The organism is Buttiauxella sp. S19-1, from assembly GCF_022134725.1.
GTDB lineage: Bacteria > Pseudomonadota > Gammaproteobacteria > Enterobacterales > Enterobacteriaceae > Buttiauxella > Buttiauxella ferragutiae.
In genome coordinates this window covers 1-22,656 of record NZ_JAHWLU010000058.1, presented here as the reverse complement: position 1 = coordinate 22,656, position 22,656 = coordinate 1, and the positions used below count along the sequence as shown (strand labels likewise).

The following is a 22,656-nucleotide window of genomic DNA, read 5'->3' as shown; positions in this document are numbered from 1 at the left end:
CGCCAACAATAACGTAACGAGGGCTGACTTATTTTATTGCCGCTGCCCATCCTTGCGGCGTTCGGGTTTGACCCGATCAATGTTCGGCAGTTAAGCCGATAATAATTACTTTTTCGCGCGTGATTCTGTTATCACACGGACTTCCTCACGCTCCGCAGGCGTTAGCCCTGTAGTTCTGGAACGTGCCATCAATTCTTCAAACCTCAATTCCAGCACTGAATCAAACATGTGTTCGAGTGCGTCGTTGAATGTTTTTTCTGCAATGTCCTTATCTGCTATATCGTCCCATGAAGAGAGTTTTTCAAGGGTGGCGGCTTCTTCTGTACCGCGATATAGCTCTAAAAGCTGCCCGGTGGTTAAACCCGGTTGTGCCAGACAGGTGTTCACCAAATTGATAAACAGTGTCAGCCCTGGCAACTTTGCCTGCTCCAGACCGTTTAGCGGTGGCACATTCGGTGCCAGCTCTGGATTCTGCACCAGCAGTCCTATCAGTATACGCATGGTTGTGCGTTTTAGCTGTGGGGCTGGGCGCGGCGTGCTGTTTTCCGCAAGCTTTGGCATCAATTTTTCAAGCTGGCTATCGTCCAGAATGCCCAGTTTGTTACCCAGCTCCTGACGCAGATAAATGCGCAAAGTTTCACCAGGTACCTGACTAATCAGGGGTAATGCAAGAGTACTCAGTCGCGCTCGGCCATCCGGTGAGCTCAAATCGACCTGCGGCATCAGGCTGTTAAAAAGAAACGTAGAAAGCGGCTGAGCATGTTCCATGCGCGCTTCAAATGCTTCTTTGCCTTCTTTGCGCACCAGCGTGTCGGGGTCTTCACCGTCAGGCAGGAACATAAAGCGCAACTGACGGCCGTCCGTCATATAAGGTAGTGCAGTTTCCAGAGCACGCCATGCGGCATCTCGCCCTGCGCGATCCCCGTCATAACAACAGACAACGGTATCAGTCACCCGGAACAGCAACTGGATATGGTCGGCAGTGGTTGAGGTGCCCAGTGAGGCAACGGCGTAAGAAATACCGTATTGCGCCAACGCCACCACATCCATGTAGCCTTCCACAACTAACAAACGTGCGGGTTCGGGCTGGCTCTGTTGAGCTTCATACAGGCCATACAACTGGCGGCCTTTATGGAAAATATCGGTTTCCGGGGAGTTCAGGTACTTCGGCAGGGCATCGCCCAGCACTCGGCCACCAAAACCAATTACCCGGCCTCGCTTGTCGCGGATGGGGAACATTACCCTTTCGCGGAAACGGTCGTAACTGCGTCCCTGATCGTTAGTGACCAACATACCCGCATCCGTCAGTGCTTGACGGTTTTCGGTATTACCACCAAAACGTTTTAAAACGTTATCCCAACCGGGAGGGGCGTAGCCGATGGCGAAATGTTGAATAACTTCGGAGCTTAAACCGCGCTGTGCCAGATACTGACGAGCAGGTTCAGCCGATTGTTGAGCCAGGGATTGTTGATAAAAGGCGTTTAAGCCATCCATCAATTGATAAAGACTTTGCCGTTGATGACGCTCAATCTGGCTCGGTCCGCTACCTGCTTCGTAAGGCACTTCAAGATTGTGCATTGCCGACAGTTCTTCAACGCTTTCGACAAACTCAAGCTTGTCATAGTTCATTAAAAAATCGATGGCGTTGCCATGTGCCCCACAGCCGAAGCAATGGTAAAACTGTTTTTCACCGTTTACGGTGAAAGAGGGGGTTTTTTCGTTATGGAACGGACAGCACGCATGATAGTTCTTGCCCTGCTTTTTGAGCTTAACACGGGCATCAATCAGATCGATGATGTCGGTGCGAGCCAGCAAGTCATTGATGAATACACGTGGAATTCGTCCAGCCATAGGCCCCGTTTGGTACTCGCTTTCTTTCAATATTGCGATAAAACCGCGACATGAAAGAGCAGGAAGTATGTCAGTTCATGAACGAAAATAAGCCGCGCATTCCTTTCGGAAGCACGGCCTTTACAACTACTACTAGTCTGTTTTGGAGGATTGAACCTCCAGAAAATTAGTACAGACGAGTGCGGCGTGCGTTTTCGCGAGCCAGTTTCTTCGCGTGACGTTTCACAGCAGAAGCTTTAGCGCGTTTACGTTCGGTAGTCGGTTTTTCATAGAACTCACGACGACGAACTTCCGCCAGAACACCTGCTTTCTCACAAGAACGCTTGAAGCGACGCAGTGCTACGTCGAATGGCTCGTTTTCACGTACTTTAATTACCGGCATTAACTCTCACCTTTGATAAATTCGGTTTGCCGCTGACTTAGGCGTCAGCTATTTCAAAATGGTGCGGAATTTTACTGCAACTACTGCTGCTTTGTAAAGCACCGGACAACCAGAAACCTGGCTTTTAAGGCCGGAATCTTCCAGGGGTGCGGATTATACACCACCGTCGGCCAATAGGTGAGCATTGTTTTACAATAAGCCCCCATGAGCTTAAACTTCGCGCCAAGACTTTGAGGTAGAGACCGCCATGCGAGTACTGGGTATAGAGACTTCCTGTGATGAAACCGGCATCGCCATTTATGACGATGAAAAAGGGTTATTAGCTAATCAATTGTATAGTCAGGTGAAACTGCACGCTGACTACGGCGGCGTGGTGCCGGAGCTTGCTTCCCGCGACCATGTTCGCAAAACCGTGCCATTGATTCAGGCAGCATTAAAAGAAGCAGGATTAACCGCAAAAGATATTGACGGTGTCGCCTATACCGCAGGGCCTGGTTTGGTCGGTGCGTTGTTAGTCGGCGCAACAATTGGTCGCTCGCTGGCGTTTGCCTGGGATGTTCCTGCTGTGCCGGTTCATCATATGGAAGGGCATTTATTAGCGCCGATGCTGGAAGAAAACCCACCTGAGTTCCCGTTTGTCGCCCTGCTGGTTTCCGGCGGTCATACACAATTGATTAGCGTGACGGGAATTGGGCAATATGAGCTTTTAGGTGAGTCTATTGATGATGCTGCCGGTGAAGCCTTTGATAAGACTGCCAAACTATTGGGGCTGGATTATCCTGGCGGCCCAATGCTGTCAAAAATGGCATCACAAGGCACTGCGGGGCGCTTTACTTTCCCACGCCCGATGACTGACCGCCCAGGTCTTGATTTCAGCTTCTCGGGCCTGAAAACGTTCGCGGCGAACACTATTCGCGGCAATGAAGCCGATCCACAAACCCGTGCAGATATCGCTCGCGCATTTGAAGATGCGGTTGTCGATACGCTGGCGATTAAGTGTAAACGTGCGTTGGATCATACTGGCTTTAAACGCCTGGTAATGGCTGGTGGCGTCAGTGCAAATCGTACTCTGCGTACGCGTATGGAAGAAATGATGGCAAAACGCCGTGGGGAAGTGTTCTACGCGCGCCCAGAATTTTGTACTGATAACGGCGCGATGATTGCTTATGCTGGCATGATTCGTTTGAAAGCCGGAACAGCGGGTGAATTGAGCGTGACTGTGCGCCCTCGTTGGCCGCTGGCTGAGTTACCTGCTGCGTAAAGGTTCACCAGAATCATTAGAAGGGAGTGAGAATTCACTCCTTTTTTTTGTCTTTATTTCTGCGCAGTTTCTTCCAGATTTTGGCTTCCTGCCCACGCCATAAACGTTGAATGTTGTCGTGGTGGCGCATCAAAATCAGGCACGACAGCATGGCAACCGGGAAGGTAAATTGCGGTTTGAACCACCAGACATAGAACGGCGCAATCAGAGCGCTGATAATCGCCCCTAAAGACGAATAGCCGCTCAGTAATACGCTCAACAGCCAGGTTCCCGCCATTACGCCGGTTAAATCCCAGCCGATGGGAGCGATAGCACCAAAAGCCGTCGCAACGCCTTTACCGCCGTGGAAATTGAAGAATACAGGCCAGATATGCCCGATACAGGCTGCGATAGCGATAAGCCCCAGCCAGAACGGTGTCACGCCTAGTGCGTAAGCCGCCCAGACGGGTAGCATTCCTTTAAGAACATCAAAAATCAGTACCGCTACGGCAGCGCCTTTGCCGCCAATGCGTAAGACATTGGTTGCTCCAGGATTGCCAGAACCGTTTTGTCGTGGATCAGGAAGACCGGCAACTCGGCAAACCAGGATGGCGCTAGAAATTGAGCCGCAAAGATACGCAAGCAGGATCATGACTGGCGCGATTGCACTCATAACGCTGTTCCATTTTGAAAGTGTCGTTGTATTCTCTGCATCTGTGGATAATACGCATATTTCGCCGGAAGTGGTATCTGGCGTGACTAAAAACCGGGCAGGGCGTGATGGATATTGTATTTATAGAGCAACTCACTGTAATCACCACAATTGGTGTTTACGACTGGGAACAAACGATCTCACAGAAACTGGTCTTCGATATCGAAATGGCATGGGATAACCGCCAGGCTGCCAGCAGTGACGACGTAAAAGATTGTTTAAGCTATGCCGATGTCAGCGATGCAGTCATCAGCCATGTTTCGGGTGGCCGTTTTGCATTGGTTGAACGCGTGGCTGAAGAGGTTGCACAACTGCTACTCACTCGCTTTAACTCGCCGTGGGTACGTTTAAAAGTCAGTAAACCAGGTGCGGTTGCGCAGGCCGCCAATGTTGGTGTAGTTATCGAACGTGGCATTAATCTTAAATTAAGTCATTAGGTTCATATTGGCTAAACCAAACAGGCGTAGCTTAGTCAAAACTGTCATCTTTTCGCGGCAGACGCCGCTTTTATTCTGTGTGTTTTGGGGTTAGAGGATTTTTAATGAGCGATCTGCACTCGTTAGTTATTGCTGCAATTCTTGGGGTTGTCGAAGGGTTAACGGAGTTTTTACCCGTCTCATCCACCGGTCATATGATTATTGTTGGTCACCTTCTGGGATTTGAAGGTGACACGGCGAAAACGTTTGAAGTCGTTATCCAGTTAGGTTCGATTCTGGCGGTTGTGGTGATGTTCTGGCGCCGTCTGTTTGGGCTTATCGGTATCCACTTTGGTCGCCAACCTCACGAAGGTACCGGAACCGGGCGTTTAACGCTGATTCACATTCTGCTGGGCATGGTGCCTGCAGTAGTGTTGGGGCTGGTTTTCCATGACATGATCAAGTCGCTATTTAACCCGGTAAACGTCATGTATGCGCTGGTGGTTGGTGGTGTGCTACTGATTGCCGCTGAGATGTTCAAACCGAAGGTTCCGCGTGCCGAAGGTGTGGATGACATTACTTATCGTCAGGCTTTTGCGATTGGTTGTTTCCAATGCTTAGCGCTGTGGCCGGGCTTCTCGCGCTCAGGCGCCACGATTTCAGGTGGTATGTTAATGGGCATCAGCCGTTATGCAGCCTCTGAGTTCTCGTTCCTGCTGGCGGTGCCAATGATGATGGGTGCGACCGTGCTGGATGTTTATAAGAGCATCGGTTTCTTAACCATGGCTGATTTGCCAATGTTTGCCGTTGGTTTTATGACAGCATTTATAGTTGCGTTGATTGCCATTAAAACGTTCCTGCAACTGATTAAACGTATTTCGTTCATTCCGTTCGCAATTTATCGATTTGCGGTCGCAGCAGTGGTTTATTTCGTATTCTTCTAATATTAACCACTAATAACAAAAGCCACTTTAATTAAGTGGCTTTTTTATTCCAAATATTTGGTTGATTAGAATAACGGGAATTGTGCGAGCAATCACATTTACTCCACAGGTTAATGACTATTATCATGCGCTCAAGACTGGAGGAAATATGTACGTCATAGTCCACCGATTAATCAGTTACTGCTTTTACTGCCTGCTGGGGAAATTCAGCAGCGTGAGGTCATTGCTGAGTGGACTTTGCTGTTTCAACTCCGTTCAATCACTTAGTGTTGCCGAAGAATACCCGCAGGAAAATAACGAAGATGAGTTTTCTGGCGGCTGGTCACGCTTGTGGGATTGTGCTGGCGAGAGCCTGTTTACCTTATCCAAACGCCCACAAACCCCACTCGTTTCCAACACTGTAAATACCACTATTCAGGCCCAACTAGTGGCGCAACTTCGCCATGAACTGGCATTTAGCTACACCACTCGCAGTGCGCACCAGTTGCTGGTGTGCCACCGTTTGAGTGGCGAGTCCGATGCGAATTCAGATTCACATAACAGACTGTTTTACTGCTTAAAAAGCACAATGCGCCTTATCGCCATTGTGCTTTTTTTATTGTCTGTACCCGCCCATCTGAGAGAGGAATCACTATGTACATCGTTTGTGTAGCTGCATGTCCGACTGGCGTTGCTCATACCTTCATGGCCGCCGAAGCTCTGGAAATCACTGGCAAAAGCCGTGGGCACGAAATTAAAGTCGAAACCCAGGGCAGTATGGGGTCGGAAAATGAAATTACCGCGGAGGATCTGGCGCGTGCCGATGGTGTAATCATCGCCGCTGATGTGGCCATTAACAACAAAGAGCGCTTCGATGGCATGCTAAAGCTGGAATGCAGCGTGGCAGACCCGATTAAGTTTGGTGACGCCGTCTTTGATGCCATTGAGCAGGAGATCAATAATGGCTAAATTTCAGGGTGGCGGGGTGAAATCCTCTACCGGGACGGAGGTGAAAAACGCCATTATGACCGGTGTGTCATACATGCTGCCGTTTGTCATTGCCGGTGCCGTCATTATGGGTATCGCCCGTATTGGTGCATCGATGTATGGCATTGATAACATTTGGGATGCCAGCCACGAACAGGCCGCAAGCCTGGTGGTGCAGATGCTGCATAAGTTCGATGGTTTTGGCGGCCTGGCGTTGTCATTAATGCTGCCGATTGTGGCAGGTTACATCAGCTTTGCGATTGCCAATAAACCGGGGATTGCACCAGGTATGGTCGGCGGCCTGTTAGCCAGCAACCTCGGCACCGGCTTTCTTGGTGCGCTAGCGGCGGGTTTTGTCGCCGGTTATGTGGTCCGCATGCTGACCGCAAAAATAAAACTGCCACGCTCGCTGGCCTCTGCTGGGCCGATTTTCATTCTCCCCGTTGGCGGCACGCTGCTGACCTGCATCATTATGGCGTTTGTGATTGGCACGCCACTGGCGGCACTCAATCGCGGTATGGAAGCGTGGCTGCTGGCGATGTCCGGCACTAACAAAATTATTCTGGCCGCAGTGGTCGGTGGCATGGTGGGCTTTGACCTTGGCGGCCCGGTCAATAAAGCCGCAGTTACCACCGCAATGGCACTGCTGGCCTCGGGGATTTACGACCCCAACACCGCGGCACAAGTGGCGATAATTATCCCGCCGATTGGCCTTGGCGTCGCAACTCTTATCTGGAAGCATCGCTTCCCAGAATCTCTGCAAGAAGCGGGCAAAGCCTCAACGTTAATGGGCTTGATTGGTGTTTCAGAAGGGGCGATCCCTTTCGCCTTAGCCAATCCAAAGATCATCATTATCAATGTGGTCGGTACAGCGACAGGGGCGGCGATGGCGGTTGGTTTAGGGGCGGTAAACCATGCGCCAATTTCCGGATTTTACGGTTGGTTAGCCGTTGATGGCTGGCCGGTTTACATCCTGTCTATTGCCGTAGGTTCAGCAATTGTCGCAATGGGTTCGCTGCTGGTGTTCAGTCAGTCGACACCTTCGGGCAATAAAGTAGAAAAAGCAGCTGCACCTAAATTTAAAGTGAGCCGTTAGCTTTTTATTTAATGGTTTGCTGATAGCGCAGTAATAAATATCAATGAGACTCATCAGTCTCAGGGTTTCCTGTATTTAAAATAAAGTCATGGCAGCTGGGTTAAATATGCAGTCATTGTCATGATGAGGTTGAAATATGAAAATTGTTCATCTGGTACAGCATACCCATTGGGATCGCGAGTGGTATTTCACTGAGAACGATTCAAAAGCGGTACTTTATTATTTTATGGACGATCTTTTTCAGCGTCTGGAAGAAGATAAAACCTTAGGGCCATTTGTTCTCGATGGGCAAACGGTGGTTATAGAAGATTACTTGAGTGTTGCGCCTCATCAGGAAACCCGGTTACGGCAGTTAATAGAGCAGGGGCGTATTGTGATTGGCCCGTGGTATACACAGAGCGATTTTCTGGTGGTTGGTGCGGAATCAATAACCCGAAACTTATTGCTCGGCCACGCCGACTGCCAGTGTTTCGGTGGCACAATGCCAATCGGTTATGTGCCTGATTCTTTTGGGCAAAGTGCACAACTGCCGATGTTTTTGCAGCAATTTGCGATCGACTACGCCGTTATCTGGCGCGGCTGGAGCGAACACAATGTCGCGCATAGCGAATTTAGCTGGCAGGCCGCCGATGGCAGCAAAGTCACCACCGCCGTGTTGCCGTGGGGCTATGGTTGCGCCAAATGGCTGCCTGACAATCCCCAAACGGCCCAAAAAACGCTGGAACCGATACTGGAAAAACAGACGCGTTTCTCCCTCACCGACCACGTTTTGCTGCCCAACGGTAACGACCAGTCGCCGTTTGAATATCGTGTTCCGGCAATGCTCGAGCAGCTTAACCCACAGCAGGATGACTACCGCTTTGTGCGCAGTAGTTTCAGCCAGTTTTTCCAGGCGCTGGAAAGCGCCAACGTGACTCTGCCGGTTTATCAGGGCGAGTTTCTCAGCCCGAAATATATGCGTATTCATCGCGGTATTTTCTCGACCCGCATCGACATCAAGCAACTTAACGCCCGCCTGGAACGGACGCTGAGCCAGCATCTGGAGCCGTTGCTGGCAGTCAACTGGCGGCTGGGCCTGCCGTATCCGCAACATGCCGTCGATAATATCTGGCGTGAAGCGATGAAATCCCACGCCCACGACAGCATCGGTGGCTGCAATTCAGATCGGGTTAACGCGATGGTCAAAAATCGCCTTGAATCGGGTCTGGAAATGGCGAACCAGTTGATTGACCTGAATATGAAGATGCTGGCTGAAGGGATCACAGCGCAGCAAGATGGCAAGAAAATCATCATCTTCAATGCGCACCCGCAGATGAGTGCCGGGCTGGTCGAGCTGACAATATTCACACCGGAACAAGATTTCCGCGTGGTCGACAGCGAAGGCAAAGAGTGTCGCTGGCAGATTGTCGAAGAAGGCCGCCAGGATATGTCGATTATCGTTCAGGAGTTATCAAACAGCACCGAAACCACCTGGTATCGCAAATGTTGTTTGTTGCTGGAGGTCGCCAATATTCCTGCCTGTGGCTATCAAACGTTGTATCTGCAAGAGGGTATTAACGCAGGCTTTGAGCAGCAGGCTAAATCGATAAACAAACTGGAAAACGCCTGGCTGCGTCTGGAAGTGGACGAGCAAGGCATTTTGACGTTAACCGACAAGCGCAGTCAGCAGAGCTATCACAATATTCTGCAACTGGTTGATGGCGGCGATGCAGGCGATAACTACAACTATTCGCCGCCGTTTGATGACTGGCTAATCAACAGTAATGGCTTCCTGACGTCAATCAGCGGCACACAAGGGGCGCTGCAAAGTGCGCTGACGCTAAGCTGGAAAATAGCGGTGCCGCAGGATCTGGCGGCTCGCCGTGAACAGCGTGCGGATGCCGCACTCGATATCACCATGACTATCACGCTTGCCGACAGCAACGCCTGGCTGGATGTGGCAATTAGCGTCAATAACACGGTGCGCGACCACCGATTGCAAGTGCTACTGCCGACCGCGGCTCAAAGTCATATTCATTTTGCCGATCAGCCGTTTGGCTTGATTGAACGCCAAAACTTGCCGTCGGAAATGGCGGTCTGGCAGGACGAGCAATGGACCGAAGCGCCGGTGGCGCTCTACCCGATGCAAAGCCAGGTGATGATGTATGACGCGCAGCGGGGATTGTGCGCTGTGACCGAAGGGTTGCGTGAATATCAAATCCCGCAAAACAGGCAAGATGTGATAGCGGTGACCTTGCTGCGCAGCGTCGGTTGGCTCGGGCAGGCCAATATGTCTTACCGTCCAGGGCGTGCGTCCGGTATGGTTTTGCCTTCGCCTGATTCGCAAATACAGGGCATGCACCACTTCAAACTCAGTGTACTGGCGATGAATCACGGTGCGGATAACGCATTCTGGCGCAACGTTGAACGCGCGCGCGGCAACCTTCATGCGTGGCTGGCTACTGGCTGGTCGCGTTTTCGCACTAATCCTCATGGCCGCACTTTCCCGCCTCATTTCAGCGTCTTAAGTTGGGATACCGAACTGCATTTCAGCGTGCTGAAAAAAGCTCAGCATCGCGATGCGCTGGTGGTGCGTGGCTGGAACCCCACAGCTCAACCGCTGCAGTGTGGCGCGCCTGAAACCCACGGCGAAATCATGCCAGCAACGCTTGCGGAAACCGCACTGGAAGCTCAGCCAGACACGGTGACAACGTGCGCGCCGGCGACTTTTGTCATCACATTTTAGGGCGGGAAACACATGTTAACCCTCAACTTTATTTGTACTTTGCCTAACGGCATCCATGCTCGCCCGGCAAGCGAAATAGAACAGCGCACACAACCTTTTTCGGCGTCGATTACGCTTATCAACCTCAGCAAAAAGACCCAGGCAGATGCGAAAAGCGTACTGGGCATGATTGGTGCCGATATTACTAACGGCGACTCGTGCCAGTTTCTGATTGAAGGTGGCGATCAACAGGCAACCTTTGATGTGTTGCAGGCTTTTATGCGTGGTGAGTTTGCCGATTGCGACGAGCCGCTGGCTTTCTCACTGGAAACCCACTCACAGCCGTTGCCTGTATTTATAGAACATGCGGGCGCGGACTGTGTGCGTGGTAACGGAGTGAGTAAGGGAATCGGGCGCGGTGTGCCGGTGCATATTGATTGCGTCGATCTCCATGAATTGTCGCGCCATGAACCTGCCGCTGACCTCGTACATCAGCATCAGCAACTGTCTGATGCCTGGGTTTTAACGAAGAATATGTTAGCCGAGTCGGATAGCGGTGCTGCGCAGGTGTTAGCCGCACAGCTTAAATTGCTGAGCGATCCAGCATTTAAATCCTGCTTGCTGTCACATACCTCGGCGCGCAATGCGTTGCAGGCCATCGCATTGACGGTGCAAACACTGAGCGAGTCTTTGCTGAAAAGCAGCAGCCAATATTTGCGTGAAAGGGTGATCGACATTCGCGATCTTTGCCAGAGCATTGCCGCAAATGTGCTGGGGCGGCCACTTGAAATTCAACTGACGCTCACCGAAGACAGCATCGTGATATGTAGCGGCGTACTGACGCCAGGGCAGTTCCTGCGGCTGCGCAACCCACATCTGCAAGGCATAGTGATGGGCGATGGCGGTGAAACGTCCCACACCGTGATTCTGGCGCGGTCATTTGGTGTGCCGTTGTTGTGCGGAGTGACGCAATCTGAGGCACTCGTGCGTAGCGCCAGCATGATGATTCTCGACAGCCGCCATGGTGTGCTGGTGGCCAATCCCAATGCCGCAATGGAAAGCTGGTATCGGCTGGAAACCGAAAAGCAGCAGGCGATTACGGCACGCAGTGCATCGCTGTGCGGGCAACAAGTTACGACGGTGGATGGCACATCGGTGAGCGTGCTGGCGAATATTGCCCTGGCTGTTGAAGCGCAGGAGGTGTTTAGCAAAGGCGCGGATGGCGTCGGCCTGTTCCGCACCGAAATGCTCTTCTGTGAACGCAGTCTGCCACCTGATGAAGAAGAACAATATCAGGCGTATAGCGAAGTGTTGCGTGCGGCGAAAGGCAAAAAAATCACCATTCGTACACTGGATATCGGCGGCGATAAACCTTGTGATTTTCTCGATTTACCCAAAGAAGAGAACCCATTCCTCGGCTATCGCGCAGTGCGCATGTATCCGCAATTTCATGAAATATTCACCACACAAGCGCGAGCTTTACTCAGATCGAGCGCGGTTGGCCCGCTAAATATTATGGTACCGATGGTGGCCACGCTTCAGGAAATTCAGTGGTTACACAGCCAGTTCCAGCACGTCGCGCACACCTTGCAGCAAGAAGATATCTCCGTCGGTGAATGGCATCTCGGTATTATGGTTGAGGTGCCATCTACGCTTTATTTACTGGAAAAAGCCGCGAAATACCTCGATTTTGTCTCTATTGGTAGCAATGACCTTACACAGTACTTCCTGGCGTGCGATCGCGGTAATCCACAGGTGCGTCACCTTTACGATTATCGCAACCCGACGTTTTTGGCACTTATGCGTGATATTACGCAACGTGCGCAGGCCGCCGGGCTGGTGATTAGCTTGTGTGGCGAAATGGCCGCAGATAAGCAAATGTTGCCGCTGCTGATTGGAATGGGATTAACGCAGTTAAGCATGGCGGTGGGAGCTATCACGCCGTGTAAGGAAGCGCTAACTTCACTGGATATTGCGCAATGCCAACAACTCCTTGAAACAGCGATTGCCAGTGAGAGCGGCGAACAAGTGCTGGAACTTGTTGAGCAATTCATGCGAGCACAGTCGCAAAAAACGGTGCTGGCGGCGGAGTTGGTGTTGCTGGATAAAAGTGTGTCCAGCAAAGAAGAAGCCATCAAATTACTGACTGATAACCTTGAAGTGCAGCAGCGTGTCGTTTCCGGAGCACTAGCGGAAAGGGCTATCTGGGATCGCGAAGCCGTGTTTTCTACCGCACTCGGATTTTCAGTGGCGATTCCACATTGCAAATCAGCGCATGTATTGCACAGCAGTATTTCGCTTTTGCGGTTAAATGCGCCATTGAATTGGGGCGAAGATGTTGATGTGAAGCTGGTCATTATGCTGACAGTGAGCGAACAGGAACAAGATAATCACATGAAGATTTTCTCGCGCCTGGCTCGCAAATTGATGCACAGCGAATTCCGCGAACCGCTTCACACGTTGTCGAATGCTGCCGCGATCACCGAACTTTTAGCTATTGAACTGGCACTTTAACGGACTATAGCGAAATGAACCTGTCCCATTAGACTATTTGTTTCATGAATGTATTTTGAAGTGTAATGGGATTATTTATCTCTGTTTTTTGTAGAGTAGATAACATAAGGAAATAATAAATCTTGCTAGGGTGGTTACTGTAATTACCCTGGCTTTATTAATTGAGTGGTTTTATTTTCTGGATGTAACAGGAAGTAATGGATATTGTTTGTTTCTAAATCTAAATGAGAGCAAAGATAACTTCACTATGACAGGGTTAATTAATCTGTGACTCCTGTCTTTTTTCTTTTTAACACAATGCATTATTTATATCCGTCATGATTCAACTGATTGGGTGCAGTCAGTGTAGGTGCCGCAGCGAATCTGTCTGATATATATGAATAAGAGGGATCTTCAATGAAGCAGCAGATGCAAATGGTCGGGCAGGCTATGTTAGTCCCTATTTCTATTATCACGATTGGTTCTATGTTAATGGGTTTTGGTAGCGCTTTTAAAAATAAAGAGGTGATAGCAGCGCTACATCTGTCCTCCTTTATTTATGAGGGGTCTTTGCCATTTATTGGTTTCACAATTATGAAAGCGATGGGCGATGTGGTTTTCACTAATTTACCGCTTTTTTTTGCCTGTGGTGTCTCTTTTGGTTTGGCCAAAAAAGAGAAGGGCTGGGCCGCGTTTTCCGGTGTGGTTGGGTTTATGGCGATGCACTATGTCATAAGCACCATCCTCGGTTTAAACGGTTTATCCCCACAGACGACCAGTGCGAGTTATTTTCAACAAGTAGGTTTTGAGCAGGTGAGTGCAGTCCAAAAGGCTTCGATATATACCAACGAGCTTGGCATGTTTACCTATCGAATGAGTATTTTTGGTGGCCTGCTTATCGGGTTAGTCACCTCTTATTTGCATAACCGTCTTTATAACGTGAAGCTGCCCATCGTGCTGTCTTTTTTTGCCGGAACACGCACCGTGCCTATTGTGGCGCTGTTAACCGGTTCAATGTTGGGCATTGTTTTTTACTTTATCTGGCCTCCGATAGGCGGTGTGCTTGCCCAGTTCAGCAAATTGATCTGGAATTCCGGGTTGTTCGGGACATTCCTTTGGGCGGTGGTCGATAAATCGTTACTGCCAATTGGTTTACATCATCTGGTCACCACGCCGATTCGCTTAACTGAATTGGGCGGGTCAATGGAGATCTGCGGCAAGTTGGTTAGCGGGACCACGAATATTTATATGGCTCAACTCGCTTGCGAGGAAACAACTGAACTATTAGTGAGAGGTTTTCAGTCTGGTCGTTCCGTGATTCATTTTGGTGCTTTACCCGGCGCAGGTTTAGCTATCTATCAGTGTGCTAAATATAAACATAAAAAAGCGGTGGCGGGTTTACTGATTCCGGTATTAACGGCCATGGTTCTTTTTGGCGTAACGGAACCGATTGAATATACCTTTTTATTTGTCGCACCGTGGTTGTTTTACCTGGTGCATGTGCCATTAACTGGACTTGCCTTTGTGCTGACTGAGATGGCAGGTGTTTCCATTTATGGTGGAAGTATTAAAGATATTTTACCGGTGCTGCTACAGCCTTCAAAACTTAATTGTTGGGGCTATCTCTGGCTGATACCCCTGTTCTTTTGTATTTATTACGTGCTATTCAGGTTTCTCATTTTGAAATTTAATGTCATGACACCAGGTCGTGAGCCTGACGATGAAGAAAATACAGCAGAAGAAATAAAGTTGTATACCAAAGCAGACTATAAAAATAAGCAGCAAAGTACGCCTGGCGACATGCTAGCCCATCAAATCATTGAAGCCTTTGGCGGTGCGGAAAATATTATTGCTTTTGATAACTGTATTTCTCGCTTACGGGTCGAAGTCAAAGATCCCGAAAAAGTGGCCGCTGATAATTACTGGAAGAAAAAATTACAGGCAAAAGGCGTCGTCCGCGTGGGTGATAAGGGCTACCAGATTATTTATGGCGCTGAGGTGGTAATGATTGCTGGCGATTGTAAAGAATTATTGGATTGTTAAGGGAAAATATCATGACGATTCAGAAACCCACCGACACAGAATATATCGAACTCTTGCCGTTACATCTGACCGTATATCCAAAAGATCAGCAGCAGATCCAGCAAATTTCCTTTTGTGTGCCGGAAGGAATCGAACGACTGGAAGTTCGCTATCGCTATAGCCCCGGGAACACAGTTGATCTGGGAATGATGGCGAATGGAACGGTGCATGGCTGGAGTGGGGGGGCAAGAGATGCAGTGCGACTTAGCGAATGCTATGCAACACCGGGTTATCAGCGAAGTGCCATTGCGCCAGGAAACTGGCACATCCTGCTTGGCCTGCATCACGTAACCAATACCTGCGATATTCATGTTGATATCACTTTTCACAAGAAACACTGGCGCTGGTTTAAAGGCGATACACACATTCATTCCCTGCACAGCGACGGGAAATTGAGTGTCGGGGAACTGGTTGAGCGAGCGCAGGCGTATGGCTATCACTACCTGTTTTTTACCGATCACAATACGTGCTCTCAAAACCGAGAAATTAGCGCCATCAACAGTGAGCTTTGCCTGATACCGGGAATGGAACTGACGACCACTCGCGGGCATGTCAACCTGGTAGGTTGCGATCGCCCGGTTCAGAATTTCATCCCCTGCGACAGTGAATTCGCTGTCTTTGCGCGCATCCACGAAGCGCGTCAAAACGGTGCGCGCATTGGTATCAATCATCCTTTTTGCCAGCATTGTCCGTGGCTGAGTGAAATCAAAGAGTTTGACTGGCTGGAAATTTGGAACGGTGAATGGGATGGCTGTACGCAAAATGAACAGGCGTTTCAGTTCTGGTATCAACAGCTTTGTGACGGGAAATTTTGTGTTGCGGTAGCCGGAAGTGATTTCCACCGTGAAAAAGGTCTGGCGCTTGCACATACCTGGGTGCGGGCCGAATGTTGCGAACGTGAAGCCATTCTCAGTGCATTACAGGCTGGCCGAGCCTGGTTTCAGTGCGATGACATGGTGCTCGAAGAGTTTAGTGTCAGCGGGGCAGGGATTGGCGAGTCCACTTCCGGGCGGCAACTGGTGGTGAAACTTAAGACCGAGCCTGCGAACGAAATTCTACTCTATAGCAGCAGGGGCATCACAACGCTGGAAAGTGACAACGGAAATCTCTGCTGGTCCGGGGATTGTGCAGCGGAAGGTTTTGTTTTCCTGCGTATTAATCGCGAGGGTCATGCTCGTTTAATTACCAACCCTGTCTGGCTTAGATAAAAGGAATATCCAATGAAGAAGGATCGCCGTGTTATTCATGCTGTGTCGCATACCCACTGGGATCGCGAATGGTATTTCACTACCATCGATACCCAGGTGCTGGCAGTAAAAGCATTTACCGAACTGGTGGAGGCGTTAGAGGGGAACGAGCACTTTGACTACCATCTTGATGCACAAAGCTCCTTGCTGGTTGATTATTTGCAGATCAAACCGGAGATGACCGCACGGGTCAGGAAACTGGTGGCAGACAAGCGTTTGCTGGTCGGGCCGTGGTACACCCAGCCGGATTTGTTTGCTATTAGCACCGAGTCAATGTTCCGAAACTTGCGGATTGGTATCTACCATGCAAAGCAAGCTGGCTACTGCATGGATGTCCTTTATTTGCCTGACACTTTTGGCGCACATGCTCAAATTCCTCAGCTCGCTAGCGCATTTGGTCTGAATAATATTTTGATCCGCAGAGGTTATGACCGCGATTTGATGGGGCCGCCAGAGTTGATGTGGCAGGCCGCCAATGGCGAGCAAGTTAAAACGGTCGTGATGCCTTACGGTTACATGCTGGGGCATCCTGAGCGCGGGGCGCGATACCGCAATTTTGATATTAACCATTTTCATGTTGAAACCTTCCCGCTGCTGGAACGCATGAAACAGCTAAGCGATAGCGAACATCTGCTTTGCCCGATCGGTGGCGATCAGGTGAGCTGCGACAAGGATTTTGAAAAGCTGGTGGCGCAGGTGGGTTGTCACTCGGAGGATGACTGGCGGGTCAGTAACTACGAGGCTTTTATGGCCGCCATTGAGCCTGATTCACTGTCGATATACCAGGGCGAGTTTCGCAGCCCGCGTATGGCTCGGGTACACAAAAGTATCGGTTCTTCGCGTTATGACATTAAAAAGGCGAACTATGAGGCTGAGGCCTGTTTAATCACCCTTGTCGAACCGATGATTGCCCTGGCGCGGGCGAATGGTTTTCGCGTGCCGGAAGAGATGCTCGAAAAAGCGTGGCGGTTGCTTCTGGAATCTCATGCCCATGATAGTGCGGGTGGGTGTAATAGTGACGAAACCAATCGTGATGTTGTGCATCGTTGCCGCCAGGCGCAGCAGATTGGTGAAGCACTTTATAATTTGTGCGCGCGCTTGCTGTTGCAAAATCATGATCGCCAGAATACCTACCGTTTTTTACTCACCAATGGTACCAGTAGCCCGCGCATTTACAGCCGCGACCAGGTGTTAATCTCGGCCAGCGCCGCATTTTCCATTCTCGACAACGAAGGTGCCAGCGTACCGTTTGTCTTGCTGGATCAGCAGAAGATCAATCGCCCACGTCATGTGCTGTTAACGCCAGATGGTGAAGTCGAAACCTTGAGTAACGAGTTTTATTATCTTAATCGCATTGATATTCCTGATGTTGCCGTCCCGCCAACGGGTATGGCTCAGTTCAGACTGGAGAGCGCCACGGCGGATTCAATGATCACTATGCAGCCGCTAGCTCAGAGCGCTATTGAAAACAGTCGCTACAAACTCACCTGGCGGGACGGAAATCTTGACCTGCTTGATAAATTCAGCGGCGACACCATTGAGCGGTTAATACGGCTGGCGGATATCGCGAACGATGGCGATTTATATGATTTCTCTCCGCTTGCTGGAGATGAAGAAAGGCTGTTTGACCAGTTTGAATGGCTCGGTGCCAGTCAGTGCGAACGCAAGCAGGAGCTGCGGTTATCTGCCACATTGCAACTGCCCGAAGCGATCAATTCGCAGCGAACAGAGAGAGTTTCGCAGCAGCGGCCAGTCGCCATTGAGCTGGTTGTGACAATGGAAGACGACGTAATACGCTTTGCGCTGGCGGTTGATAATCAGGTGCGCGAGCATCGTATGCAGGTACTGATTAACACCGGTAAGGCGATCACTTCCGTGAAAGCCGACATGCCGTTCGGCTGGATTGAGCGGCATAACCAGAACATCACCTCAGCTTCAGGCTATACAGAAATGCCAGTGGATACGGAGCCTTTTATGCACTGGCTCAGCGCCCACGAGGATTACCACGTGTATGCCCGTGGTCTGAAAGAGTACGAATATAGCGGGTCAGATCTGCGATTGACGTTGTTCAGAGGGGCGGGTTTTGTGGGGAAAGACGATCTGCTATATCGGCCAGGGCGCGCTTCCGGGCATGTGCTTGCGGCACCGGAGGCGAATTTGACCGGTTGGCTACATTTCGAATTTGCGCTTAGCCTTGGGAAAAGAAGTGCCGCTGCGGTGGTTATCAGCCAGCAAAAGTACAGTTTCAATGCTTTGCTCTGGCAGTGGCAGGAGGAAGAGAAGCACCTTCATCGGCTGGATAATTTCGATATGGAAATAACCCAAAAGCCGGTCACCGTCTGGAGCCTGATTGATGAGATTCCTCAAGGGCTGGTGTGGAGTGGAACAGACGTGTTGTACGGTAAAACCCTGCTACGGTTCTGTAATCCCGCTGCGCAACCGATAGACATTCCGCAATGCTGGAAGTCATTGTTGTGTAACGCACTGGGAGAACCGATTAACAAGGACAGGCTCACGGCTTTTGATCATCTGACGCTACGCCTGGCGAACACCGAGGCTCAAAGCTGTTAGCGCTAGAGTGTCATTTTCCATGCCTGAATAGCGGCAATACGGCGACGCGTTAACTCATCGCGGATCGCCGGGCCGCTAAAACCAGCATCAATGACCTCTTTGTTGGTGACGCTTTGTGCTGCAACCCAGGCCGCACGCAGCAATCTGCCCTGAGGATAGTCATTGGCTTCAAAACCTGTGCGCCCGCGGGCATCCGCTTCGCTGGTTAAAGCGACTTGCTCAATGCGCTGCGGTTTGCGCCAGGCATCAATGGCATCGAATAACTTGATGATGGTTTTTGGCTGTAAAATAGCGAAGGTGTGAATCAGGTCGTGGTATTCAGCGACCAGTTTGGCAAGGTCGCGAATTTCATTAGGCACACGCATTCGCTGGCACATTCGTTCGACGAGTTTTACCCCCGCCGGGCCATGCCCGTGATGACGCGGCCAGAACTCTTTTGGTGTCAGCCCTTTCCCCAGATCGTGGCATAAGGTGGCAAAGCGTACATCGACTTCAGGGCTGAGTTGCGCGGCAATCGCCAGCGTCATCAAAACGTGAATGCCGGTGTCGATTTCCGGGTGCCATTTTTCTGGCGCAGGGACACCAAACAGCGCATCAATTTCTGGAAACAGAATTTTCAGTGCGCCGCATTTGCGCAGTACATCGAAATACACTTGTGGATTGCGGGTGGTGAGCGCATTTTCTGTTTCTTTCCAGACGCGTTCCGGTGTCAGATGCTCAAGCTCGCCATTGGCGGCCATCGACGACATCAATGCCATGGTTTCAGGAGCAATCTGGAAATTTAGGTGAGCGTAACGTGCAGCAAAACGCGCGACGCGTAAAACACGTAGCGGGTCTTCATTAAAAGCGGGAGAGACATGGCGCAGCAGGCGTTTTTCGATATCGACACGCCCGTTATATGGGTCGATAAACTCGCCGTGTTCGTCCTGTGCAATGGCATTGATGGTGAGATCACGGCGCAGTAAATCTTGCTCAAGCGTGACATCAGGCGCGGCGTAGCAGGTGAAACCTGTGTAACCCTGGCCTGATTTTCGCTCGGTGCGCGCTAATGCGTACTCTTCACGCGATTGGGGATGCAGAAACACCGGGAAATCTTTGCCCACCTGCTGATAACCCGCATCGAGCATTTCTTGTGGAGTTGCCCCCACAACCACCCAATCTTTATCTTTGACCGGTAATCTCAACAACCCATCGCGTACTGCACCACCGACCAGATAAATCTTCACGCTTCAATGCCCCTGCATCTGTTAACCAATTACGATAATACCTAAGTGTAGGATACAGGGATGGCGATCAGTTCATCCAGCGATCTTTCTTCTTCCGGCTTGGAATCATGTGTGGCAGTAACAGGCCAAGCAGCAAGCCGAAACCTGCAACACCGCCGCCGTACATAAACCATTGCATGATGATGGCGCGTTGCTTGTCGTCCAATTGAACATTCGCGGCTTCAACTTTTTTCTTCGCGACGATCAATTGGTTTTTAAGTTCTTGATTTTCATCTTTTAGACCGGTGATAACGCTGTCGCTCTGCGCGACTTTCTGCTGCATATCAGCAGTACGCTGATTCCAGGTGGTGTCGATATTAGTCAACTTGTCCGTCAGCGTTTTAACCTGGTTTTCCAGGTCTGGCACTCGAATACGCAGGCTTGGCGTGGTGCTCAGTTGCGCCAGAGGAATCCAGGATGTACGGCCATTGCTATCGCGCACCTGACCGTATTTGCTTTCTTCATTGCTCTGCAACAGAGTCACTTCTTCCCCGGCATTGACGGTGCCAAGTAAGCGATAATTGTCCCCAGGGCCACTACGTACCCAGGTATTTAGTTCGTCCGATACGTAACGTTTTTCTTCGGCATGAGCCACAACGGAAACGCTAAGAGAAAGCAAAGTAAGGCAAATTAGGCGGAATTTGTGCATGATTTCGTCGTTATTGTCATAAATAGTGGAACGATAGTAGTGGCATCAGTCTGACGGTGCAATCCGTAAACCTGAATGAGAATCATCCTGGTGTTAATTTGACCACTTACTCGCGATTAGTGGCCCGTCGAAATACGCGCCACTCATGGTAATTTGGTGAAAAATATTATCTACTGACCACCAGTTAAAGATTAAGTTCGCCGGGTGTAAACCCGATGTGACCCAAATAAAAGTAAAAAGACGATGACCCAAGAAATCGAGCTCAAATTTATTGTTAATCCAGCTGAACTGGATTCCATTCGTAACACTTTAAATTCGCTGGAAAGCCAGCACAGCGAACCTCGCCAGTTGCTCAATATCTACTATGAAACTGCCGATAACCAACTGCGCCGTCATGATATGGGGCTGCGTATCCGTGGCGATAACGGCCACTATGAAATGACGATGAAAATCGCGGGACGTGTCATTGGCGGGCTGCATCAACGCCCGGAATACAACGTTGAGCTGACATCACCGGAACTGGCACTTGCGCTGTTGCCGGCAGAAGTCTGGCCGGAAGGTATTTCCCCTGACGAAATTCAGTCACAGCTTAATCCTTTATTCAGCACTGATTTTGCCCGTGAAAAATGGGTCGTTACGCACGGTAACAGCCGTATCGAACTGGCGCTGGATTTAGGTGAAGTGAAAGCGGGCGAACAGGTTGAACCTTTATGTGAGCTGGAGCTTGAGCTGCTGGAAGGCGAAACGGCGGATGTGCTGGCTTTTGCTAAACAACTGGTTGCACAACCGGGTATACGGCAGGGTAGCTTGAGCAAAGCCGCGCGTGGATACCATCTGGCACAGGGAAATGTGGACCGCGAAATTAAGCCGTTAACCGTATTGCGAGTGGCACCGAAAGCAACAGTAGAGCAAGGTCTGGAAGGCTCTCTGGAGCTGGCGCTTTCCCACTGGCAATACCACGAAGAACTGTGGTTGCGTGGCAACGGCAAAGCGAAAGCTCAGGTGTTGGAAGCGGTTGGCCTTGTGCGACACGCACTGGCACTGTTCGGCGGCATCGTTCCACGCAAAGCAAGTACAGAACTGCGTGAATTGCTGGCAACCTACGAAGCGATGCTTCCACAAGAACTGAAAGCAACTGAACTGGCATTCAGCGAACAAAGCAGCCAGGCCAAACTGGCGCTAACTGAATGGCTGGTTGGGCGTCAGTGGCAGAAATTTAGCGACGACAAAGCCAATGTCAAACTGGCCGGTTCGTTTAAGCGCTTTGCGGATACCCATCTTTCGCGTCATGCCGCAGAACTGAAAGAAACTTTCCAGCGTCCATTGGGCGATAGCTATGCTGATCAGTTGCCGCGTCTGGCACGTGAAACTGGCTCCATTCGCCTGCTGGCAGGCGTTTATGACGATGCGAAAACGCAACCGTGGCTGGATAACTGGCAAGGGTTGCGTCATGCCATTGTGACTCGCCAACAAGTCGAAATTGAACATTACCGTAATGAAGCGATCTCGCAGGCTCCTTTCTGGTTGCATAGCGGGAAGTAACTTTACCCATTATTTAGAGCATATCGTTTGTAAGGGACACACCCATGATGTCGCAAGCGCCACTTTTACAGCAGCATATGCAGGCGGCGCTGGCGCGTCTGCCACAGGATATTGACCGCCAGACGCTAAGCCACGAGGCTCAAGCTGTGTTGGCGTTTAGTGATTTTGTTTGTGACAGCATGGCGGCTTATCCCGCATGGATGGCGGAGCTGGAACAGTCCCCTCCGCTTGCCGACGAATGGCAGAACTATGCCGCCTGGCTGCAGGAAGAATTGCAGCACGTTGATAGCGAACCTACGCTAATGACCGCGCTGCGTCTTTTCCGCCGCCGTATCATGGTGAGAATTGCCTGGGCGCAAACACTGCAACAAGTCCCTACCGAAAGCTCTCTCCAGCAATTAAGTGTATTGGCCGAAACGTTAATTATTGCCGCTCGTGACTGGTTGTATGCCGCGTGCTGCCGCGAGTGGGGCACACCCTGTAATCAGGCGGGAGT

General features: G+C 50.5%; 17 protein-coding genes and 1 pseudogene. 13 read left to right on the top strand and 5 right to left on the bottom strand.

Going from position 1 to position 22,656, the window contains the following annotated elements:
• Positions 1-105: 105 nt before the first annotated feature.
• Together dnaG and rpsU are read right to left on the bottom strand one after the other, a co-directional pair.
• A complete protein-coding gene (gene dnaG, locus MES37_RS13925) occupies positions 106-1,851 on the bottom strand; it encodes a DNA primase (protein WP_064540153.1) in 1,746 nt (581 codons plus the stop codon).
• Between the two features lie 166 nt (positions 1,852-2,017).
• Complete coding sequence (rpsU, locus tag MES37_RS13920; protein WP_001144069.1) at positions 2,018-2,233, bottom strand: 30S ribosomal protein S21; 216 nt, start codon at positions 2,231-2,233, stop codon at positions 2,018-2,020.
• Between the two features lie 247 nt (positions 2,234-2,480).
• On the opposite strand from rpsU, the gene tsaD reads away from it, so the two are divergent.
• Positions 2,481-3,494, top strand: a complete 1,014-nt coding sequence (gene tsaD / locus MES37_RS13915) for a tRNA (adenosine(37)-N6)-threonylcarbamoyltransferase complex transferase subunit TsaD (protein ID WP_064540151.1) — start codon at positions 2,481-2,483, stop codon at positions 3,492-3,494.
• Positions 3,495-3,528: 34 nt separating this feature from the next.
• Here the strand turns inward: tsaD and plsY are convergent, their stop codons facing one another.
• Positions 3,529-4,146, bottom strand: coding sequence for a glycerol-3-phosphate 1-O-acyltransferase PlsY (gene plsY, locus MES37_RS13910; protein ID WP_064540149.1), 618 nt, complete (start codon positions 4,144-4,146; stop codon positions 3,529-3,531).
• A 107-nt stretch (positions 4,147-4,253) separates the two neighbouring features.
• On the opposite strand from plsY, the gene folB reads away from it, so the two are divergent.
• The 10 genes from folB to MES37_RS13860 all read left to right on the top strand — a co-directional run bounded on the left by folB (position 4,254) and on the right by MES37_RS13860 (position 18,704).
• Positions 4,254-4,622, top strand: coding sequence for a bifunctional dihydroneopterin aldolase/7,8-dihydroneopterin epimerase (folB, locus tag MES37_RS13905; RefSeq protein ID WP_064540147.1), 369 nt, complete (start codon positions 4,254-4,256; stop codon positions 4,620-4,622).
• Positions 4,623-4,726: 104 nt separating this feature from the next.
• A complete protein-coding gene (bacA, locus tag MES37_RS13900; protein WP_237931775.1) occupies positions 4,727-5,545 on the top strand; it encodes an undecaprenyl-diphosphate phosphatase in 819 nt (272 codons plus the stop codon).
• A gap of 148 nt (positions 5,546-5,693) precedes the next feature.
• On the top strand, positions 5,694-6,197 hold the full coding sequence (locus MES37_RS13895) for a hypothetical protein (protein ID WP_064540142.1): 504 nt from the start codon (positions 5,694-5,696) through the stop codon (positions 6,195-6,197).
• Complete coding sequence (locus MES37_RS13890) at positions 6,179-6,493, top strand: PTS fructose transporter subunit IIB (RefSeq protein ID WP_064540140.1); 315 nt, start codon at positions 6,179-6,181, stop codon at positions 6,491-6,493. Before MES37_RS13895 ends, MES37_RS13890 begins: the two co-directional genes overlap by 19 nt.
• Positions 6,486-7,607 (top strand): PTS fructose transporter subunit IIC, encoded by a 1,122-nt coding sequence (locus tag MES37_RS13885; RefSeq protein ID WP_064540138.1) that lies wholly within the window; start codon positions 6,486-6,488, stop codon positions 7,605-7,607. The genes MES37_RS13890 and MES37_RS13885 overlap by 8 nt, the downstream gene beginning before the upstream one ends.
• Positions 7,608-7,743: 136 nt before the next feature.
• A complete protein-coding gene (locus MES37_RS13880; RefSeq protein ID WP_237931772.1) occupies positions 7,744-10,332 on the top strand; it encodes a glycoside hydrolase family 38 C-terminal domain-containing protein in 2,589 nt (862 codons plus the stop codon).
• 12 nt (positions 10,333-10,344) lie between these two features.
• Positions 10,345-12,825: a phosphoenolpyruvate--protein phosphotransferase gene (gene ptsP / locus MES37_RS13875; protein WP_237931770.1), complete on the top strand. Its 2,481-nt coding sequence runs from the start codon at positions 10,345-10,347 to the stop codon at positions 12,823-12,825.
• Positions 12,826-13,221: 396 nt separating this feature from the next.
• Entirely contained in the window at positions 13,222-14,847 is a 1,626-nt protein-coding gene (locus MES37_RS13870; RefSeq protein WP_237931768.1) for a PTS transporter subunit EIIC, read from the top strand.
• Between the two features lie 11 nt (positions 14,848-14,858).
• Entirely contained in the window at positions 14,859-16,094 is a 1,236-nt protein-coding gene (locus tag MES37_RS13865) for a CehA/McbA family metallohydrolase (protein ID WP_237931766.1), read from the top strand.
• A 12-nt stretch (positions 16,095-16,106) separates the two neighbouring features.
• Positions 16,107-18,704: a glycoside hydrolase family 38 C-terminal domain-containing protein gene (locus tag MES37_RS13860; RefSeq protein WP_237931765.1), complete on the top strand. Its 2,598-nt coding sequence runs from the start codon at positions 16,107-16,109 to the stop codon at positions 18,702-18,704.
• Between the two features lie 2 nt (positions 18,705-18,706).
• Here the strand turns inward: MES37_RS13860 and MES37_RS13855 are convergent, their stop codons facing one another.
• Both MES37_RS13855 and MES37_RS13850 read right to left on the bottom strand, forming a co-directional pair.
• A complete protein-coding gene (locus MES37_RS13855; RefSeq protein ID WP_237931763.1) occupies positions 18,707-19,930 on the bottom strand; it encodes a multifunctional CCA addition/repair protein in 1,224 nt (407 codons plus the stop codon).
• A 67-nt stretch (positions 19,931-19,997) separates the two neighbouring features.
• Complete coding sequence (locus MES37_RS13850; protein WP_232886577.1) at positions 19,998-20,618, bottom strand: TIGR04211 family SH3 domain-containing protein; 621 nt, start codon at positions 20,616-20,618, stop codon at positions 19,998-20,000.
• 243 nt (positions 20,619-20,861) lie between these two features.
• Here MES37_RS13850 and MES37_RS13845 point away from each other — a divergent pair, with 243 nt between their 5' ends.
• Positions 20,862-22,160: a CYTH domain-containing protein gene (locus tag MES37_RS13845; protein ID WP_232886578.1), complete on the top strand. Its 1,299-nt coding sequence runs from the start codon at positions 20,862-20,864 to the stop codon at positions 22,158-22,160.
• A 44-nt stretch (positions 22,161-22,204) separates the two neighbouring features.
• Positions 22,205-22,656, top strand: a pseudogene (locus MES37_RS13840) (bifunctional [glutamate--ammonia ligase]-adenylyl-L-tyrosine phosphorylase/[glutamate--ammonia-ligase] adenylyltransferase); the annotation flags it as partial.

Excerpts from the sequence above, each read along its gene's own strand:
- dnaG (WP_064540153.1), bottom strand. The coding sequence starts at position 1,851 with ATGGCTGGACGAATTCCACGTGTATTCATCAATGACTTGCTGGCTCGC.
- rpsU (WP_001144069.1), bottom strand. The coding sequence starts at position 2,233 with ATGCCGGTAATTAAAGTACGTGAAAACGAGCCATTCGACGTAGCACTG.
- tsaD (WP_064540151.1), top strand. The coding sequence starts at position 2,481 with ATGCGAGTACTGGGTATAGAGACTTCCTGTGATGAAACCGGCATCGCC.
- plsY (WP_064540149.1), bottom strand. The coding sequence starts at position 4,146 with ATGAGTGCAATCGCGCCAGTCATGATCCTGCTTGCGTATCTTTGCGGC.
- folB (WP_064540147.1), top strand. The coding sequence starts at position 4,254 with ATGGATATTGTATTTATAGAGCAACTCACTGTAATCACCACAATTGGT.
- bacA (WP_237931775.1), top strand. The coding sequence starts at position 4,727 with ATGAGCGATCTGCACTCGTTAGTTATTGCTGCAATTCTTGGGGTTGTC.
- MES37_RS13895 (WP_064540142.1), top strand. The coding sequence starts at position 5,694 with ATGTACGTCATAGTCCACCGATTAATCAGTTACTGCTTTTACTGCCTG.
- MES37_RS13890 (WP_064540140.1), top strand. The coding sequence starts at position 6,179 with ATGTACATCGTTTGTGTAGCTGCATGTCCGACTGGCGTTGCTCATACC.
- MES37_RS13885 (WP_064540138.1), top strand. The coding sequence starts at position 6,486 with ATGGCTAAATTTCAGGGTGGCGGGGTGAAATCCTCTACCGGGACGGAG.
- MES37_RS13880 (WP_237931772.1), top strand. The coding sequence starts at position 7,744 with ATGAAAATTGTTCATCTGGTACAGCATACCCATTGGGATCGCGAGTGG.
- ptsP (WP_237931770.1), top strand. The coding sequence starts at position 10,345 with ATGTTAACCCTCAACTTTATTTGTACTTTGCCTAACGGCATCCATGCT.
- MES37_RS13870 (WP_237931768.1), top strand. The coding sequence starts at position 13,222 with ATGAAGCAGCAGATGCAAATGGTCGGGCAGGCTATGTTAGTCCCTATT.
- MES37_RS13865 (WP_237931766.1), top strand. The coding sequence starts at position 14,859 with ATGACGATTCAGAAACCCACCGACACAGAATATATCGAACTCTTGCCG.
- MES37_RS13860 (WP_237931765.1), top strand. The coding sequence starts at position 16,107 with ATGAAGAAGGATCGCCGTGTTATTCATGCTGTGTCGCATACCCACTGG.
- MES37_RS13850 (WP_232886577.1), bottom strand. The coding sequence starts at position 20,618 with ATGCACAAATTCCGCCTAATTTGCCTTACTTTGCTTTCTCTTAGCGTT.
- MES37_RS13845 (WP_232886578.1), top strand. The coding sequence starts at position 20,862 with ATGACCCAAGAAATCGAGCTCAAATTTATTGTTAATCCAGCTGAACTG.